General features: G+C 71.6%; 17 protein-coding genes. 10 read left to right on the plus strand and 7 right to left on the minus strand.

The genetic code is table 11. The annotated features are described in order from the left end of the window. The first annotated feature begins 202 nt into the window (after positions 1 to 202). Positions 203 to 796 carry a biotin transporter BioY gene (locus OG937_28310; protein ID WUD75318.1) on the plus strand — a complete coding sequence of 198 codons (594 nt, stop codon included), beginning with the start codon at positions 203 to 205 and terminating at the stop codon, positions 794 to 796. 66 nt (positions 797 to 862) lie between these two features. On the opposite strand, the gene OG937_28315 is transcribed toward OG937_28310, so the two are convergent. Beyond that, the gene (locus OG937_28315) at positions 863 to 1,453 is read right to left on the minus strand and encodes a hypothetical protein (GenBank protein WUD75319.1); all 591 of its coding nucleotides are present in this window, start codon (positions 1,451 to 1,453) and stop codon (positions 863 to 865) included. Between the two features lie 336 nt (positions 1,454 to 1,789). On the opposite strand from OG937_28315, the gene OG937_28320 reads away from it, so the two are divergent. Beyond that, positions 1,790 to 3,496, plus strand: a complete 1,707-nt coding sequence (locus OG937_28320) for a protein kinase (GenBank protein ID WUD75320.1) — start codon at positions 1,790 to 1,792, stop codon at positions 3,494 to 3,496. Here OG937_28320 and OG937_28325 read toward each other — a convergent pair. Continuing rightward, positions 3,460 to 4,806 carry an amino acid permease gene (locus OG937_28325; protein ID WUD78911.1) on the minus strand — a complete coding sequence of 449 codons (1,347 nt, stop codon included), beginning with the start codon at positions 4,804 to 4,806 and terminating at the stop codon, positions 3,460 to 3,462. The genes OG937_28320 and OG937_28325 overlap by 37 nt on opposite strands. 258 nt (positions 4,807 to 5,064) lie before the next feature. Here OG937_28325 and OG937_28330 point away from each other — a divergent pair, with 258 nt between their 5' ends. After that, positions 5,065 to 5,553 carry a ribose-5-phosphate isomerase gene (locus OG937_28330; GenBank protein ID WUD75321.1) on the plus strand — a complete coding sequence of 163 codons (489 nt, stop codon included), beginning with the start codon at positions 5,065 to 5,067 and terminating at the stop codon, positions 5,551 to 5,553. A gap of 7 nt (positions 5,554 to 5,560) precedes the next feature. Continuing rightward, positions 5,561 to 6,376: an Fpg/Nei family DNA glycosylase gene (locus tag OG937_28335; protein WUD75322.1), complete on the plus strand. Its 816-nt coding sequence runs from the start codon at positions 5,561 to 5,563 to the stop codon at positions 6,374 to 6,376. Between the two features lie 81 nt (positions 6,377 to 6,457). On the opposite strand, the gene OG937_28340 is transcribed toward OG937_28335, so the two are convergent. Then, entirely contained in the window at positions 6,458 to 7,687 is a 1,230-nt protein-coding gene (locus OG937_28340) for a GNAT family N-acetyltransferase (protein WUD75323.1), read from the minus strand. 128 nt (positions 7,688 to 7,815) lie between these two features. On the opposite strand from OG937_28340, the gene OG937_28345 reads away from it, so the two are divergent. After that, a complete protein-coding gene (locus tag OG937_28345) occupies positions 7,816 to 8,958 on the plus strand; it encodes a serine/threonine-protein phosphatase (protein ID WUD75324.1) in 1,143 nt (380 codons plus the stop codon). On the opposite strand, the gene OG937_28350 is transcribed toward OG937_28345, so the two are convergent. Further along, on the minus strand, positions 8,939 to 10,105 hold the full coding sequence (locus OG937_28350) for an acyltransferase family protein (GenBank protein WUD75325.1): 1,167 nt from the start codon (positions 10,103 to 10,105) through the stop codon (positions 8,939 to 8,941). The genes OG937_28345 and OG937_28350 overlap by 20 nt on opposite strands. Positions 10,106 to 10,556: 451 nt before the next feature. Between OG937_28350 and OG937_28355 the strand changes: the two genes are divergently transcribed. Further along, positions 10,557 to 10,751, plus strand: a complete 195-nt coding sequence (locus OG937_28355; GenBank protein WUD75326.1) for a hypothetical protein — start codon at positions 10,557 to 10,559, stop codon at positions 10,749 to 10,751. A 60-nt stretch (positions 10,752 to 10,811) separates the two neighbouring features. Here OG937_28355 and OG937_28360 read toward each other — a convergent pair whose 3' ends face one another. Then, positions 10,812 to 11,816 (minus strand): asparaginase, encoded by a 1,005-nt coding sequence (locus tag OG937_28360; protein ID WUD75327.1) that lies wholly within the window; start codon positions 11,814 to 11,816, stop codon positions 10,812 to 10,814. A gap of 117 nt (positions 11,817 to 11,933) precedes the next feature. Between OG937_28360 and OG937_28365 the strand changes: the two genes are divergently transcribed. Both OG937_28365 and OG937_28370 read left to right on the plus strand, forming a co-directional pair. Further along, positions 11,934 to 12,386 carry an Lrp/AsnC family transcriptional regulator gene (locus OG937_28365; protein WUD75328.1) on the plus strand — a complete coding sequence of 151 codons (453 nt, stop codon included), beginning with the start codon at positions 11,934 to 11,936 and terminating at the stop codon, positions 12,384 to 12,386. 36 nt (positions 12,387 to 12,422) lie between these two features. After that, positions 12,423 to 13,334: a glutaminase gene (locus OG937_28370; protein ID WUD75329.1), complete on the plus strand. Its 912-nt coding sequence runs from the start codon at positions 12,423 to 12,425 to the stop codon at positions 13,332 to 13,334. On the opposite strand, the gene OG937_28375 is transcribed toward OG937_28370, so the two are convergent. Together OG937_28375 and OG937_28380 are read right to left on the minus strand one after the other, a co-directional pair. Then, positions 13,331 to 13,705, minus strand: coding sequence for an arsenate reductase family protein (locus OG937_28375; GenBank protein WUD75330.1), 375 nt, complete (start codon positions 13,703 to 13,705; stop codon positions 13,331 to 13,333). The genes OG937_28370 and OG937_28375 overlap by 4 nt on opposite strands. Positions 13,706 to 13,726: 21 nt before the next feature. Beyond that, positions 13,727 to 14,692 (minus strand): CorA family divalent cation transporter, encoded by a 966-nt coding sequence (locus OG937_28380; protein ID WUD75331.1) that lies wholly within the window; start codon positions 14,690 to 14,692, stop codon positions 13,727 to 13,729. 324 nt (positions 14,693 to 15,016) lie between these two features. Between OG937_28380 and OG937_28385 the strand changes: the two genes are divergently transcribed. Beyond that, positions 15,017 to 15,379, plus strand: a complete 363-nt coding sequence (locus OG937_28385) for a hypothetical protein (protein WUD75332.1) — start codon at positions 15,017 to 15,019, stop codon at positions 15,377 to 15,379. Positions 15,380 to 15,914: 535 nt separating this feature from the next. Next, positions 15,915 to 16,643 (plus strand): polyprenol monophosphomannose synthase, encoded by a 729-nt coding sequence (locus OG937_28390; protein WUD78912.1) that lies wholly within the window; start codon positions 15,915 to 15,917, stop codon positions 16,641 to 16,643. The last annotated feature ends 43 nt before the right edge of the window (positions 16,644 to 16,686 follow it).

Here is a 16,686-nt window from a genome sequence, read left to right on the forward strand (position 1 = left end):
GGCCGGTGGCGCCGCTCCGGCGGTGATTGGAGAAACCCCACTAAGGCTCGGGTGACGAAGCTCACGCTCGGCGCCGCATCCTTGTAGGAAGGCGACCAACGCCGTGATCAGGCCTTTGTGATCGGCGGACGATGATCGGCGGGGGCGAGGCGGGTTAACGTCACGGTGTCCCGAACCGACCCTCACCCCGCGGAGTCACCCGATGGCCAGCGCAGTTCCCGCCGCTTCCGCCGTACGGACCCACCCGGTCCTCGCCGACCTCATCCCCGCGTCGCGGTTGCGCGACGTGGCCCTCGTCGCCGGTGGCGCCGTACTGACCGGCCTGGCCGCGCAGTTGTCGGTCCCGGTCCCCGGGTCGCCGGTGCCCGTGACGGGCCAGACCTTCGCCGCGCTGCTGGTGGGCACCGCCCTCGGCGCTCGCCGCGGCTTCCTGGCGCTCGCGCTGTACGCGGTCGCCGGTGTCGCAGGCGTGCCGTGGTTCGCGGAGGGTTCGTCGGGCGCTGCGGCGCCGAGCTTCGGCTACATCCTCGGCATGGCGCTGGCGTCGGCGCTCGTGGGCGCGCTGGCCCGGCGGGGTGCGGACCGCAGCGTGTGGCGGATGGCCGGCGTCATGGTGGCCGGCAGCGCCGTCACCTACGCCGTGGGCGTCCCCTACCTCGCGCTGGCCGCGCACCTGACGCTGGGCCAGGCCGTGGCGCTGGGCCTGACCCCGTACCTCATCGGCGACGCGCTGAAGGCCGCCCTCGCCATGGGCGCGCTGCCCGCCGCCTGGAAGCTGGTCGACTGGCGCGACTGACCGGCCACGACCTGCGACGCACCCGGGTGGGGGCGGGGCGAAGGCCCCGCCCCCACCCGTTCTCCGTCAGTGCCGTGGCGCCGGCCCGCGCCGGGTCAGCCACAGGCCCGCGCCGCCCGCGGCCAGCAGCAGGCCGCCGCCCAGCAGGAGGACGGCCGTGCGGCCGGGGGCGCCGGTGTCCGGCAGCGTGCCGGGTGCGGAGGGACCGGCGCTCGCGGAGGTGTCGGGGCCGAAGGGCACGTTGTCGGTGCCCAGCAGCAGCGGGGTGTCGGGGGCGTTCGGCGTTGGCTTGCCGGTGCCGAACGGAACCGGTCCCTGCTGCCACAGCAGGGTGCCGGTGTCGCCGAGCATCACGGGCAGGCAGATCTTGCCCTTGCCCTGGAGGTCGTAGGTCGCGGACACGGTGTAGGTCCTGCTCTTCCCCGCGGCCAGTTTTCCGACGGCGCAGCTGAATCCGCTGTTGGAACCGTCCGGGAGCTGTGCCTTCGGAATCGGGTCGCAGCCCCGCACGGCGGTCACCGCGAGGGCGTCGAAACCGACCACCAGGAGCCGGAGCCCAGGGGACTGGGCGTCACTCTTGTTGACCACCCGGGCCGTGATCGAGGTCTTTTCTGTCGTGTTGTCGACGGAGATCCTGGACGGCAGTTCCGTGCTCACCTTCACCCCGGCCGGGGCGCTCGGACCAGGCGTACCCCCCTGGCCGCTGCCCGGCACGGGCTCGGCACCGTACACAGGTCCGGCGAACGCCAGCGCCAGCACCGCGGCCGCCGCGGCCGATTTCCGAACATGAATTCGCCGATTGAAAAGGCGCATTTTTCTTCCCTCTTCTGCCCCGCATCAGCGGTATCTGAAGAGAGGTACCACAAGATTCCGGGCAACTATGCTGTCATGGTGGCAAGTTCATACTTCTGTCCCGGTCCCCGCGTGAATTGCGGGCCACCGGACAGGAATTGAGGGGCATGGGGAATTCTTCCCGCAGTGGGGAGTCCGGGCATGGTGGGAAATGCGGGTGGTGAGGTGCGCGGCCGGCTGGTGGTCGGCCGCTACCGACTGGGGGAGCCGATCGGTCAGGGCGGCATGGGCCGCGTCTGGCGGGCGGTCGACGAGGTGCTGGACCGGCAGGTCGCGGTCAAGGAGATGCGACTGGACGACATGGAGGCGGAGGACGCCCGGGTCCGTCGCGAGCGCAGCCTGCGGGAGGCGCGCGCCACGGCCCGGATCGACCACCCGAACGTGGTCCGGATCTACGACGTGGTCCAGGAGGACGACCGGCTCTGGATCGTGATGGAGCTGGTCGACTGCCGGTCCCTGGAACAGATGCTGGCGCAGGACGGCCCGGTGGCCGTGACCGAGGCCGTACGGATCGGGACCGGGCTGGCCCGCGCGCTGCGCGAGGTGCACGCGGTCGGCGTGCTGCACCGCGACATCAAGCCCGGCAACGTGCTGATCGACGCCCGGGGACGGGTCGTCCTCACCGACTTCGGCATCGCGGCGATCCAGGACGCCACGGCGCTGACGATGGCCGGGATGCTGGTCGGCTCGCCCGACTACATGGCCCCCGAGCGCGTGGAGGGCCGCCACCAGGGACCGCCGTCGGACCTGTGGTCCCTGGGCGCGACCCTCTGCGCCGCCCTCGAGGGCAGGTCCCCGTTCTCCCGCGCCACCACCCTGGCCACGCTGCACGCGGTGCTCTACGAGGAGCCCCTGCTGCCGGCCGGCGCCGGGCCGCTCCACGGCACCCTGGCGGCCCTGCTGCGCAAGGACCCGGCGGAGCGGATGACCCTGGACGGCCTCGACGAGGCGCTCGCGGCCCTCGCCGCGCCCCCGGGCGGCCCGACCGTCGTCACCCGGCAGGCGCCGCCGCCCCCGGAGGAGGGGCGCACCCCGACGCTCGCCGTCGGACGGGCCGCCCGGGAGCCGGCTGGCGGACCGGAAGCGGCGCCCGAGCCGCAGGACGCCGTCCCGCCGGGCTGGGAGCGCCGCATCACGGAGGCATCACCGGCGCCAGGACCGGAACCGGACCCCGGACCGCGACAGGGCCCCGGACCGGAGCCGGACCCCGCGGCGCCGCCGGTGTCCCCGCGCCCCCCGGCCTCCTCGCGCGTCCGACGGGTGGCCCTGCTGACCGCCGCGGGAGCGTCCGCCGCGGCCGTCGCCGTCACCGCCGTCCTGCTCACTGCGCCGCGCACCGGCCATCGCGAGGGCCCCGTCGTCGCGGGCACCAGCCGTCCCCCGTCCACCGGCGCCACCTCGTCCACCGGCACGTCCACCGGCACTCCCGCCCCCGGGGAGCGCAACGAGACCGGCTTCGCCTGGGAGCCGCCGCGGGGCTGGACGCGCAGCGCCAAGAGCCCGTCCAACGTCCACTACCACGCCCCGGACGGACGGCAGGAGATCGCCGCCTCGTACGCACTCGCACGGGGCGGCGATCTCCTGGAGCAGTGGCGCGCCTTCGAGGCCGGTTCCCACGACGTGCCCGGCTACCGGAAGACCCGGCTGGAGCGGACGTCGTTCCGCGGTCGTCCCGCCGTCGTGTGGGAGTACGCCTTCACCCAGGCCGGCGCGCCCTGGCGGGCGCGGCAGCTCGGCTTCACCGAGGGGGGCAAGTCGTACCAGCTGAACGTCTGGTACGCGGCTTCCGCCGAGTCCGCCGCGCTGGCCGCCTACGACCGGGTGGGGGAGTCCTTCCGGCCCTTGTGAAGCAGCTGGCGCACCACCGCGACGGCGACCACGCCGAGCCCCACCAGCACCGAGACGACCACCTGGTCCCGACCGCCGCCGTCGGCGGTGTCGGTGAGCATGTAGCCGAGCACGAACACGATCATCGCGATCGTCGCCCAGGTCAGGTACGGGTACAGCCACATCCGCACCCGCAGCCGCTCCGGGGCCTCCTTCAGGATGATCTTCCGCATGCGCAGCTGGGAGAAGCAGATCACCAGCCACACGAACAGCGCGATCGCACCGGAGGCGTTGAGCAGGAAGAGGAAGACGGTGTCGGGGTACTTGTAGTTGAAGAAGACCGCGACGAAGCCGAAGACGACCGAGCCCAGGATCGCCGCCTGCGGCACACCGCGCTTGGTGGTGCGGGCGAACGCCTTCGGCGCGTCACCGCGCCGGCCCAGCGAGAAGGCCATGCGCGAGGCCGTGTAGAGGCCGGAGTTGAGGCAGGACAGCACGGCCGTGAGCACGATCACGTTCATGATCTGGCCGGCGTGCGCGATGCCGATCGAGTTCAGCGCGGCGACGTAGGAGCCGTCCTTGGCGATCGACGGGTCGTTCCACGGCAGCAGCGACACCACGATGAAGATCGAGCCCAGGTAGAAGACGCCGATCCGCCAGATCACGCTGTTGGTGGCCTTGGTGACCGCGCGCTCGGGGTCGGCGGACTCGCCCGCGGCCAGTGTGACGATCTCGCTGCCCATGAAGGAGAACACGACCAGTAGCACACCGGTGAGGATCTTGCCGGGGCCGTTGGGGAGGAAGCCGCCGTGCGCGGTGAGGTTGCCCAGCCCCACGGCGTCGTCGTGGCTGCCGGGCAGCACGCCGAAGACCGCGAGCGCGCCGAGCACGATGAAGCCGGCGATGGCCACGACCTTGATCCCGGCGAACCAGAACTCGAACTCGCCGTAGGAGGCCACCGAGGCCAGGTTGGTCGCGGTGAGCACGACCATCACGATCAGCGCCCAGCCCCACTGGGGCACGGCCGGGACCCAGCCCTCCAGGATCTTGGCCCCGGCGGTCGCCTCGACCGCCAGCACCACGACCCAGAAGAACCAGTACAGCCAGCCGATGGAGAAGCCGGCCCAGCGGCCCAGCGCGCGATCGGCGTAGGCGGAGAAGGAGCCGGAGGTGGGGTTCGCGGCCGCCATCTCGCCCAGCATGCGCATGACGAAGACGACCATGGTGCCGACGAGGGCGTACGACAGGAGGATGCCGGGGCCGGCGGCGGCGATGCCGGAGGCGGAGCCGACGAAGAGGCCGGCGCCGATCACGCCGCCGATCGCGATCATCGACAGGTGGCGGTTCTTGAGCCCGGCCTTCAGGCCCGAGCCGTCCTGCTGTTCCGTCGCGGCCTCGTGGGCCGGAGCGGTGGAGTCGGCCACTGGGGTGGGGGGACGTGTACTCATGGGGTGGCATGAAACACGGCCCGGCTGGACCGGGGGAACCTTTGATTCCGTTTTGTTGTCTTACCCTCAAGGCACCCTCAAATCCCCCTCACGCAACACCCACGGCATGTCGCCCAGCGTGCCCGTGCGACACTCGTCCGTATGCGCGTGTACCTCGGTTCCGACCATGCCGGCTTTGAACTCAAGAACCACCTTGTGGAGTGGCTCGAGGCCAACGGGCACGAGCCCGTCGACTGCGGCCCGCACATTTACGACGCCCAGGACGACTACCCGCCGTTCTGCCTGCGCGCCGCGGAGCGCACCGCCGCGGACCCCGGCTCCCTCGGCATCGTGATCGGCGGCTCGGGCAACGGCGAGGCCATCGCGGCCAACAAGGTCAAGGGCGTGCGGGCCGCGCTCGCCTGGAGCCAGGAGACCGCGACCCTCGGCCGCGAGCACAACGACGCCAACGTCATCAGCATCGGCGCCCGCATGCACACCACCGACGAGGCCACCAAGTTCGTCGAGGTCTTCCTCGGCACGCCCTACTCGGGTGAGCCGCGCCACACCCGCCGCATCGACATGCTCACCGCGTACGAGACCACCGGCGAGCTGCCCCCGATCCCGCCGCACCACCCGCAGGAGGGCTGATCCGGGCATGCCCGAGGGGCATACGATCCACCGCCTCGCCGCGGACCACGAGGAACGCTTCGCCGGCCGGGTGGTCCGCGCGAACAGTCCGCAGGGCAAGTTCTCCGACGGCGCCGCCCTCCTGGACGGCGCCGTGATGGAGTCCGCGGAGGCCCACGGCAAGCACCTCTTCCTGGGGTTCGGCCCGGTCGGCTGGGTCCACGTCCACCTCGGGCTGTACGGGAAGTCCGGTTTCGGCACCGGGCCGGGCGGGGCCCCCGTCGGCCAGGTCAGGCTGCGCCTGGCCACCGACGAGCACCACGCCGACCTGCGCGGTCCGACGGCCTGCGAGCTGATCACCGGGGCCGAGAAGCAGGCGATACACGACCGGCTCGGCCCGGACCCGCTGCGGCCCGCCGACACCGGGGAGCGCGCCTGGGCCCGCGTGGCGCGCAGCCGCACCAGCGTCGCCGCGCTGCTCATGGACCAGAAGGTCGTCGCCGGCGTCGGCAACGTCTACCGTGCGGAGGTCCTCTTCCGCCACGGCGTCGACCCGTACCTGGCGGGACGCGACCTGGACCGCGCGCGGTGGGACGCGATCTGGGCCGATCTGGTCGCCCTGATGCGCGAGGGCGTGCGGAACAACCGCATCGACACCGTCCGCCCCGAGCACACCCCCGAGGCCATGGGCCGTCCGCCGCGCGTCGACGACCACGGCGGCGAGGTCTACGTCTACCGCCGGGCGGGGATGCCGTGCCACGTCTGCGGCACCGAGGTGCGCACCGCCTCCCTGGTGGCGCGCAACCTCTTCTGGTGCCCCGCCTGCCAGCCCGTCCGGGGCTGACGCCCCGCTCAGACCGGGGGCCGGCCGGGGGACACCACCGAGGGAGCACCCCGGCCGGTCGACTCGGGCCCGAGCGGGGGCCTAGAAGCCGTGCGGCAGCCAGGGGGCGAGGTCACCGCCGAAGGCCACCGCGGCCTCCCGCAGCGCGCCCTGGCGCAGCTCCCGTACGCGTCCGGCCCGCGCCAGCGCGGTCAGCGAGACGCCGCCCAGGTAGGCCGCGCCCAGTTCGCGCACCGACAGCGCCAGGTCCGCGGCGTCCGTCGTCCGCTCGCACGTGGCGCCCTTGGTGTCGCCGCCGAGCCGCCAGCGGCCCTCGTTCCACGGGCAGAAGGGGTCCGAGACGTCCAGCACGACGTCCAGCGGGGCCGCGTAGGTACGGGCCGACAGGGCCGCGCCCACCTCGACCGGGCGCAGCAGCAGGCCTTCCCTGACGCGCACGCCGCAGCGGCGTACGTCGTCGACCAGGTGCAGGACCGGGTCGTCGGCGGGACGGTTGCGCGCGGTGATGCGGCAGGTGAGGTCGATGCCGAACAGGTAGCGCCACAGCGCGGCATATGTGTCCGGATCCAGTGCCTCCAGGTCGCGCAGCACCACCGTTCCGTCCGGTCCGGCCGCGTTCCAGGCGGACTTCACCGCGTACCGCGTGTAGCCCCGCACCTCTCCGTCGCGTTCGGCGACCACGCAGAGCAGTTTCGACGCGCCGTCGCGGAACGCCTCCGGGTCGAGCACGCCCTTGCGCTCCCAGTTCGGCCGCCGCTCCAGCATGCCGGGCCGGGTGGGCACCAGCCGCCCGTAGACCTGCTCGCAGGCCGCCAGGGCCTCCTGCGGGTCGGCGAAGCGCAGCGTGACCTCGTCGGCGCCCGCGGGGACGGTGAGGCCCGCCCGCAGGGTGTCGACCTCCAGGGCCGTCTGGCGGGTGGCGACCTCGTAGCCGTACCGGCCGTAGATCGCCGGCTCGGACGCCGTGAGCACCGCGAGGGGCTCGCCCAGTTCGTGCACCTCGTCCAGCTGCCGCCGCATCATCGAGGTCAGCAGCCCGCGTCGGCGGTGCGTCGAGGCGACGCTGACCATGGTGACGCCGGCCGCCGGGACGACGGCGCCGCCCGGCACCGCCATGCGGAAGGAGAACGCCCCCGCGGTGCCGACGACCTCCGCGCCGTCCCAGGCCGCGATCGACCGGGTGAGTTCGGTCACCCCGCGGTCGAACTCCCGCTCCTCCGTCGGCCAGACCGCGCTGCCGAACGCGCGTTCCAGCGTGCTGAACCACTCGTCCCACTGTTCGGACTCGAGAACCCGCAACTCCACCGTCATGTGCCCTGCCTACCAGTCGCCCCAAGGACGGGCGAACGGTTTTCGCCGGTCGTGGCGGCGAATCGGCGCACCATGAGGGGCACCTCCGATGCGGAGAACGGGTGAGGGTGGATAGGGTCGCCGGGAACATGGCACGACGCCCGGTAGGAGACGGATTCGGGGCCCGGTGGCGCAGGACGGTCCACCGGGCCCGCGTAGGCCTGCGCAAATCCGCCGTGGACTACTTCCGCGGCGACGCGGCCGACTGGCTGGCCCTGACCGTCCTGACGATCAGCGTCCCGCTGATCGCCTGGGCCACGGTGCTGGCGCCGCAATGGTGCCCGCCCACCACCCTGGTGCTGCCCGTCCTCGTCGGCGGCCTGCTGCTGCGCCCCTCCAGCCTCCTGCTGCTGTACGGGGCGAGCGCCGCCGCGATGGTCGTGGAGTCCGCCGTCCTCGGCCCGTACCGCGACGGCGTCGGCCGGGTGACGCCGGGCACCGTGCTGGTGGTGGCGGCCGTGGCGCTGGCCGGGCTGATCGTCGCGCAGTTCCGCGCCCGGGTCGGCGTGCCCTGGATGCGCGGCGGCACGATGCTCTTCGACCTGCGCGAGCGCATCCGGGTGCAGAGCAGGCTGCCGAGGCTGCCCGACGGCTGGCACGCCGAGATGGCGCTGCGGCCGGCCGGCGGCCAGTCCTTCTCCGGCGACTTCGTGGTGGCCACCCGCACCTCGGGCGGGCGGATCCTGGAGGCCGTCCTCACCGACGTGTCGGGCAAGGGCATGGACGCCGGCTCCCGCGCCCTGCTGCTCTCCGGCGCCTTCGGCGGCCTGCTCGGCTCACTGCCGCCGCACGCCTTCCTCACCGCCGCCAACGGCTACCTGCTCCGGCAGAACTGGGACGAGGGCTTCGCCACCTCGGTCCACCTGGTGCTGGACGTGGAGACCGGCGACTACGAGCTGCTCTCCGCGGGCCACCTGCCGGGCATGCAGCTCAGCGCGGGCACCGGCCGCTGGGAGGAGAAGGCGGCCGAGGGCCCGCTGCTGGGGGTGTACGACGGCGCCGAGTTCAACAGCGTGAAGGGCACGCTGCGCTCCGGCGACGTCCTGCTGCTCTTCACCGACGGCCTGGTCGAGGCCGCCGGCCGCGACCTCACCGAAGGCATCGACCGGCTCATCGGCGAGGCCGACCGGTACGTCGCGCACGGCTTCCGCGGCGCGGCCTGGCAGCTGATCGAGGCGGTCGCCAAGGACGTCAACGACGACCGCGCCCTGCTCATCGTGTGCCGGGACTAGCCGCCGGCCGGAACGCCCAGGACATCTTCGGCTCCATCGCGAAGCGGAACAGCCGCTGCACCGGCGGGGTGCACAGCGCGGTGACCACCACGACGGCGATCGCGGTCACCGCGACCTGGCCCAGCGGGGTGTGGACCCAGTTGTGGTCGTACCAGCTGCCGAAGCGCGAGCCCTTGGCGAGGAAGCCGTGCAGCAGGTACCCGTAGAGCGTGCCGGCGCCGAGGGCCGTGAACCACATGCGGCGGCGCGGCACCCAGGCGAAGAAGCACACCGTCAGCGCCAGGGAGCAGCAGAACAGCGCCAGCGTCATGACCGGCCCCGTCCACCAGGGCGCGCCCAGCTCCTGGGCGCTCGTGCGGTGGTAGAGCCAGGCCCGGTTCAGCCGGGGCACCACCCAGTAGGAGACGACCAGCGCGGCGAGCCCCACAGGAACGGACAGCACGCGCACCACCCGGCGCCGGGCGAGGTGGAAGTGCTCCGCCTTCAGGCACATGCCGAGCACGAAGAACGGCAGGAACTGCAGGACGCGCTGGAGTTCCAGGTCGGCGCCGATGGTCGAGGTGACGGATGCCAGGGCCGCGATCACCAGGGCGACCGCGACCGGCTGCCGGACGATCCGCCAGATGGGGGCGGTGAGGCGCCAGATGAAGAGGGCGGCGAGGAACCAGGTGAGGTACCAGGGGTCGAGCAGGCTCAGCGGTTGCGGCGCCGCGTCGTCGGCCCAGTTCCGGAAGAGCGAGTAGGCGGCCTCGAAGAGCAGGTACGGGACGGCGACGCCGGTGATCAGTCTCCTGACGCGGTCCGGACGGGCGTCGAAACTCTTCGAGAAGTAGCCGGAGATGACGATGAAGGCCGGCATGTGGAACGCGTACACGAGGATGTAGAGCGCGCCGGCGGCCCTGCTGTGCCCGGTGAGCGGTTCCCAGGCGTGGCCCATCGCGACCAGGACGATCGCGAGGTACTTGGCGTTGTCGAAGAACGGGTCGCGCCCGGCGGAGGGTACGGAGGCCGTGGCGGGCGTGGCGGACCCCGCGGGGGCGGCCGGCCCGGGGCCGGGGGCGGCCTCCTTGCGGGGGGCGGGGAGAACGGAATTCCCGGTCTGGGTCCTGCCGGGGGACAGGCTGTTCGTGCGGTGGGGCTGGAACATCTGATGCACCATAGCGGGCGCCTCTGCCTGAGTAAATTCTCGATCGGAATGGCGGTAGCGGCGCTGCTACCCCGGAATGCATGTGTCATGCCACTGTCCGTTCCATGACGCTATGGGCGGTCATATAAGGGTTGAACAGGGCATATCGGCAGACGGGTTGGAGTCTGTGCAGGTTTTTTGATGATCGTTTGTGTGGCAAGTGCATGTGCGGGGAAATAGCTTGGGGGAAATTCACTCGAACGTGCCGTGCAATTGCGAGATTAGCCTCATCCGAAGTGATCAGAAGTGATCGCGATGTCCTGCGTCACAGGTGTGCGACCCCGGCGCGCGGGGAAGGGGTGTCCCGCGGGGTCACGGTGTCGGTGGCAGGTGGCACGATGGACGTCGCGGGGGTGCGGCTGCGTGGCTCCCCCCGGAACGGTGAGGCGTCAGACCGAGGATGTGATCCCCAGTGGCCATCTCCCTGTCCGTGGTGCTGTTGTTGGCGATCATCATGATCGTCCTGATAAGGGGCAAGACGCTCAAGGTCGGTCCGGCCATCGTTGCCGCGCTCTTCGGCTTCTTCCTTGCCTCCACGGGCATGGCGCCGGCGATCAACAAGTTCCTCGACTCGTTGGCGGACACCATCAACCAGATAAACCTCTGAGCGGTCCCCGTCACAGGTCACCCGTCACCCGGCGCGGTGGCCGCGCCGGGTGACGGGGAGTCAGGCGACGGCCGGTGTGCGGTCCTCGGCCGTCCCGATGATGCGGCGCAGCGTGGCGGCCCGCTCCTGCGGGCCCCGGGCGGACAGCAACGCCGTCAGTACGGCGATGCGGGCCTGCCCCGCGCGCAACGTCCCGGCCAGCACACCGCCGGCCGCGGCGAGGTCCACCGCGCCGCCCCCGGTGTACATCGGCGCCACCGGCCCGGCCGCCACCCGGGTGCTCACGGCGACCAGCACCCCGGCCTCCACCGCGCGGCGCACCGCCGCCACGAAATCGGGCGTCGCGTTGCCCGCGCCGGTGCCGACCAGCACGATGCCCTCGGCCCCCGCGCCCAGTGCGGCCTCGAAGAGCACGGGGTCGGCGTCCACGTGGTGCATCACGACGTCGACGCGCGGCGCCGCGACACGTGCGTCCGGCAGCGGCAGCGCCGCGGCACGCGGCCGCGGGGCGCCCCAGGCGATCTCGCCGAACTTCACCCGTCCCAGCGGCCGGCCCGAGGGGTCGGCGAAGGCCTGGACGTCCAGGGTGTGTGCCTTGACCGTGCCCCGGGCGGCGTGCACGAAGCCGCCGAAGGCGATGACCACGCCGATGTCCTCGCCGGTCGCGGCGGTCAGCAGCGCGTCGTAGAGGTTGCCCGCGGCGTCCCCGTCCACGGCGTCCAGCGGGAGCTGGGCGCCGGTGAAGACCACCGGGCGCCGGTCGTCGTGGTGGAGGTCCAGGAGGAAGGCGGACTCCTCCATGGTGTCGGTGCCGTGGGTCACCACGACGCCGTCCACGGCCGGGTCCGCCAGCACCTCGTGGACCGTCCGCAGCAGTTCCAGCTGGTGGGCGGAGGTCAGCCGCGAGCTGTTCACGGTGAACAGGTCGCGCACGGTCACCTCGACGCCCTCGGGGATCGCGCCCGCCGCCAGCACCTCGTGGCCGGCGGCCTCGGCCGCGTACCCGGCCCCCTGCCACCGGCTGGCGATCGTGCCGCCGGTGCCGATCACGACGATGTGCTTCACGTGTCCCTCACTCGTGCGTTCGCCTGACCTCTCCGCAGCAAGGATATGCGGTGAACCCCGGCATCGGATTGCCAATCAGCCCGCGTAGATCGGCCAGATGTGGTATCTATCGCCCCCATGGATGCCATCGACAGAAGAATCTTGCGCGAGCTCCAGGCCGACGGCCGGCTCACCAACCAGGAACTGGCCGCCCGCGTCGGCCTCACCCCCTCCCCGTGCCTGCGCAGGGTGCGCCAGCTGGAGGAGGACGGGGTGATCCAGAGCTACCGGGCCGTCGTCGACCCGGCTGCCGTCGGCCGCGGCTTCGAGGTCTTCGCCTCCGTCGAGGTACGGAGGGACCGCGAGTCCGTCGCCGCCTTCGAGGAGCAGGTGCAGGCCATCCCCGACATCGTCGAGGCCTACCGGCTCTACGGCGCGCCCGGCTGCCTGCTGCGGATCGCGGTGGCCGACAGCGACGCCTACGAGCGCTTCTGGACCGAGAAGCTGATCGCCCTGCCGGGCGTGAGCGAGGTGAACTCGCAGATGATCATGAAGCGGATCAAGGGCCCGAAGGGTGTGCCGGTCGGCTAGGGCCCGGGTTCACCGGGGTCCGGGTTCAATGGGCCGGTGGACTACCAGCGTTTCCTCGAGCAGGCCATGGCCGCGGCCCTTCCGGAGCTCGGCCGCGGCAAGGTCGCCGACTACATCCCCGCCCTCGCGGCCGCCGACGCCGGCGCCTTCGGCATGGCCCTGGCCACCGTCGGGGGCGAGGTCCACGGCGTCGGGGACTTCGCCGAGCCGTTCTCCGTCCAGAGCGTCTCCAAGCTCTTCACGCTCGCCCTGGCGCTCCACCACGGCGGCGACGCCCTGTGGCGCCGCGTCGGCCGCGAGCCCTCGGGCAACCCCTTCAACTCGCTCATCCAGCTGGAGACCGAGCAGGGCATCCCGCGCAACCCCTTCATCAACGCCGGAGCCCTGGTCGTCACCGACGCCCTGCTGACCCTCACCGGCGACGCCTCGGGCGCCGTACGCGAACTGCTGCGCGCCGAGTCGGGCAACCCGGCCCTCGCCACCGCCCCGGCGGTCGCCGCCTCCGAGGCCGCCCACGGCCACCGGAACGCCGCCCTGGCGCACTTCCTCGCGCACTTCGGCAACCTGCACAACCCCGTGGACACCGTCCTGGAGCACTACTACGCCCACTGCGCCCTCGAGGCCTCCTGCCGCGACCTCGCCCTTGCGGGCGGCTTCCTCGCCCGGCACGGACTGCGCGCCGACGGCAACCGGCTGCTGTCCCGCACCGACGCCAAACGCCTCAACGCCGTGCTGCTCACCTGCGGCACCTACGACGCCGCGGGGGAGTTCGCCTACCGCGTGGGCCTGCCCGGCAAGAGCGGTGTCGGCGGGGCCATCCTCGCCGTCCTCCCGGGCCGGGGCGCCCTGTGCGCCTGGAGCCCCGGCCTCGACCCGGCCGGCAACTCCGTCGGCGCCATGGCCGCCCTCGACGCGTTCACCACCGCCACCGGGCTGTCGGTGTTCTAGACGGAGCCCGGGGCGCGTCCCAGCGCGTCCCGCACCGCCTCCTTCGAGCGCGCGACCACCGCCGTGCCGTCCTCGGCGGTGATGATGGGACGCTGGATCAGCCGGGGGTGCGCCGCCAGCGCCCCGATCCAGCGCTCCCGCTCACCCGGCTCGCGCGGCCACTCCTTCAGTCCCAGTTCCTTCGCCTCGGCCTCCTGGGTCCGCACGATGTCCCACGGCTCCAGCCCGAGCCGCTCCAGCACCGCCCGGATCTCGTCCGTGTCCGGCGGGTCCTCCAGGTAGCGCCGCACGGTGTACCGCGCGCCCTCCTCGTCCAGCAGGTGCAGCGCGGAGCGGCACTTCGAGCACGCGGGGTTGATCCAGATCTCCATGCCGCCAATGTAGTGAGGCGCTCAGCAGTCGTCGCGCCCGTCGTCGCGCAGTCTGCGCCAGATGCGGGTGCGGTGGAGCACGTAGACGGCGACGGACAGGACGAGCGCCTGCAGCCCCACGGCGAGCAGCCAGAAGACGACCTTGCTCTCCAACTCATCGGTCATGTAGGTGAAGTTCATGCCGAAGAAGCCGGTCAGGAAGGTCAGCGGAAGGAAGATCGTCGACACGATGGCCAGCCGGTTGATCACACCGTTCTGCTCGCCGGACACCAGGGAGGAGTAGCTGGCGAACGCCCGCCGGGCGGCGTCCTGGAGCGACTCGATGCTGGAGAGCACCATCCGCGCGGCCCGCTGGTACGAGGCGGCCAGCCGCTGCCGCTCCTCCGGGAAGCTGCCGCTCATCATCCGCCGGGTGATGGTCTCGTCGGTCGCCTGCAGGTACGGCAGCAGGGCGTGGTGCAGCAGCGCCGCGCGCCGCCGCAGCTGCGCCAGCCGGTACACCTGCTGCGGGTTCCGGCTCTCGAACATCTCGTCCTCGAGGTCCTCCACCTGCAGCAGCGCTTCCACGGCGGACTTGCGGAAGGTCTCCAGGGCGTGCTCCAGCAGCAGGAAGAGCGTGGCGGTGGTGTCCGCGGGCCGCTGGTGCGGCAGCCGGGTGATGAACCGCCCGAGGAGCGTGTTCGGCCCCCGGTGGACCGTGACCAGGTACCGCCCGGTCACGAAGACGTGGAGGTGGACGACCTCGTCGTCCTCGATGACCGGTACGACGAACCGGGCGTTGTCCCCGTGGAACTCCGCCCGCGCGCTCTCGCCCTCCCTGCCCAGCCACGCCAGGTCCTCGGCCTCCAGGCCGAGTTCGTGGGCGATCGGCGGCTCGTCGGGCCGTCCTTCCCCGGGCACCTCGATGTCCACGAGGAGGAAGCGCGACGCCGCGAGCCGCTCCCGCGCCTCCGACACGGCGGCGCGGGCGACGGTGCCCTCGGGCATCGACACCACCGTAACGATCATCGTTCCTCACCGTGGATCACCGGCACACCTCCCAGCCTGCGCAGACTCCGGCGTCCACGCATGCGGAGGTGTCCGGTACAGGGGATCCGCGGTACCGGCGGGCCGTCTTTTAACGAGCCCCCGGTCGCATGTCAAGCCCCGAAATGCAGCGACGTGACGAGGGCGGAACACCGGGGCTTACTGGAGTCAAGAGGTCGCGCAATACCGACCGAAAGGAACCACCGGGATATTCCCCCCGGTGCCGGGTCACCCGAAAAGGGGTCATCCGGAATCCCCGCCCCGCATCGCCTGAGGAGAACCGCCATGTCCCGCACCCGCAAGATCGTCATGCTGACCGCCGCCACCACCCTCGCCGCCGGTGGCGCCCTGCTCCCGACCAGCGCGTTCGCGGCCGCCCCCGCCCACGTCAGCGCCGCCCAGGCCGCGCCCCAGCAGCACAGCCTTCACGTCAGTGACGGCGGCGGGGTGAACAACAACATCCCCCTCTTCAATAACACCGGTGGTTTCTTCGGAGGCCAGGTGAACAACAACATCCCGGTCTTCAACAACGGCGGCGGTGGTTTCTTCGGGGGCGGGGTGAACAACAACATCCCGATCTTCAACAACGGGGGTGGCGGTTTCTTCGGGGGCGGGGTGAACAACAACATCCCGGTCTTCAACAACTGATCCCTCAGCCCACCACCCAGGCGCGGCCGGCCCCCCACCCCGGCCGCGCCGCTCCGTTGGGGTGATCCGGCAAATGGCCCGCACGTCCTTTGGGCGGCGATCAGGCACACTCCGAGAGGCATCCGACACGCAGTGTGACACCGGTTGAGCTGCGGCGTCATTTCGCGTTTGCTGTGGCGCAACCTTCCGGATGGGCCTCAGTCGTCGCGGTGTAAGATCCCCGCTCGGCTCTCGACCCTTGGGGCCGGGGCGCTCCGTGAGACCGAACCATGTGGTACGGGCGGCTCCGGAGACGGTTTTCCCTTTTCTTCCGGATCTTGACTTTTGCGTCAGCGATCCACATTGCGGAAAGTGGCGGATCGCCTGCAGTCAGGCCGTTCGCCGGTGTGATCACAGGTGCGCTTCAGGCTGCGTGAGGGCCCGAGCGTGGGAATCCAGAGAAAGGCAGGCTGTGCGCAACGAACAAGAGGATCGCTTGGGCACGCTTCCTCGCCCACTGCCCGAAACCTGGGCGACGACGCCTCTGACCGTGGTCATGCCGACCTACAACGAAGCAGCCAACCTGCCGGGCATGGTCGATCTACTCATGGGCCTCGCCCTGCCCGGGCTGCGACTGCTCGTTGTCGACGACTCCAGTCCAGACGGTACGGGCGACCTCGCGGAGGACCTCGCGGCGCGATTCAACGAGGCCGGCGACCCACCCCGAATCTCCGTCCTGCACCGAGCCGAGAAGAACGGCCTCGGCCGTGCCTACAGCGCCGGCATGAGCCTGGCGGTGGCCGAGGGCGCACACTACGTCCTGCAGATGGACGCCGACGGCAGCCATCCCTCCTCGAAGATCCCCGAGATGCTCGGCGTCGCACTGTCGACGGGCGCCGGCGTGGTGATCGGATCCCGGTACGTGCAGGGCGGCAGTCTCTCCGAGGCATGGGGCCTTCACCGCAAGCTGTTGTCGCGCTGGGCGAACACTTATGCCGGGACCATCCTCGGTACCCGGATCCGCGACATTACCGGCGGCTTCAACCTCTGGCAGGCCGATGTGCTGCGGGCCATCGACCTGGCCTCCGTCGACTCGGCCGGCTACAGCTTCCAGGTGGAGATGAAGTACCGGGCGCTGCGCCGGGGCGTAGGCGCCATGGAGGTGCCGATCCACTTCGAAGACCGCACGATCGGCGAGTCGAAGATGAATCTGGCGGTCCAACTGGAGTCGATCGTCATGCCGTGGAAGCTGCGGGCGCGCAGGGCTCCGGGCGAGCACTCGTGATACGCGCCGGCGCAGTCCAGGACCGCGCCCCCGCCCCCACCCG

It is taken from the genome of Streptomyces sp. NBC_00510 (assembly GCA_036013505.1).
In the GTDB taxonomy this organism is placed as follows: domain Bacteria; phylum Actinomycetota; class Actinomycetes; order Streptomycetales; family Streptomycetaceae; genus Actinacidiphila.

Coding starts and splice junctions, on each gene's coding strand:
- OG937_28390 (WUD78912.1), top strand. CDS start 15,915: ATGCCGACCTACAACGAAGCAGCCAACCTGCCGGGCATGGTCGATCTA.
- OG937_28310 (WUD75318.1), top strand. CDS start 203: ATGGCCAGCGCAGTTCCCGCCGCTTCCGCCGTACGGACCCACCCGGTC.
- OG937_28385 (WUD75332.1), top strand. CDS start 15,017: ATGTCCCGCACCCGCAAGATCGTCATGCTGACCGCCGCCACCACCCTC.
- OG937_28335 (WUD75322.1), top strand. CDS start 5,561: ATGCCCGAGGGGCATACGATCCACCGCCTCGCCGCGGACCACGAGGAA.
- OG937_28375 (WUD75330.1), bottom strand. CDS start 13,705: ATGGAGATCTGGATCAACCCCGCGTGCTCGAAGTGCCGCTCCGCGCTG.
- OG937_28365 (WUD75328.1), top strand. CDS start 11,934: ATGGATGCCATCGACAGAAGAATCTTGCGCGAGCTCCAGGCCGACGGC.
- OG937_28350 (WUD75325.1), bottom strand. CDS start 10,105: ATGTTCCAGCCCCACCGCACGAACAGCCTGTCCCCCGGCAGGACCCAG.
- OG937_28340 (WUD75323.1), bottom strand. CDS start 7,687: ATGACGGTGGAGTTGCGGGTTCTCGAGTCCGAACAGTGGGACGAGTGG.
- OG937_28330 (WUD75321.1), top strand. CDS start 5,065: ATGCGCGTGTACCTCGGTTCCGACCATGCCGGCTTTGAACTCAAGAAC.
- OG937_28325 (WUD78911.1), bottom strand. CDS start 4,806: ATGATCGCGATCGGCGGCGTGATCGGCGCCGGCCTCTTCGTCGGCTCC.
- OG937_28380 (WUD75331.1), bottom strand. CDS start 14,692: ATGCCCGAGGGCACCGTCGCCCGCGCCGCCGTGTCGGAGGCGCGGGAG.
- OG937_28345 (WUD75324.1), top strand. CDS start 7,816: ATGGCACGACGCCCGGTAGGAGACGGATTCGGGGCCCGGTGGCGCAGG.
- OG937_28320 (WUD75320.1), top strand. CDS start 1,790: ATGGTGGGAAATGCGGGTGGTGAGGTGCGCGGCCGGCTGGTGGTCGGC.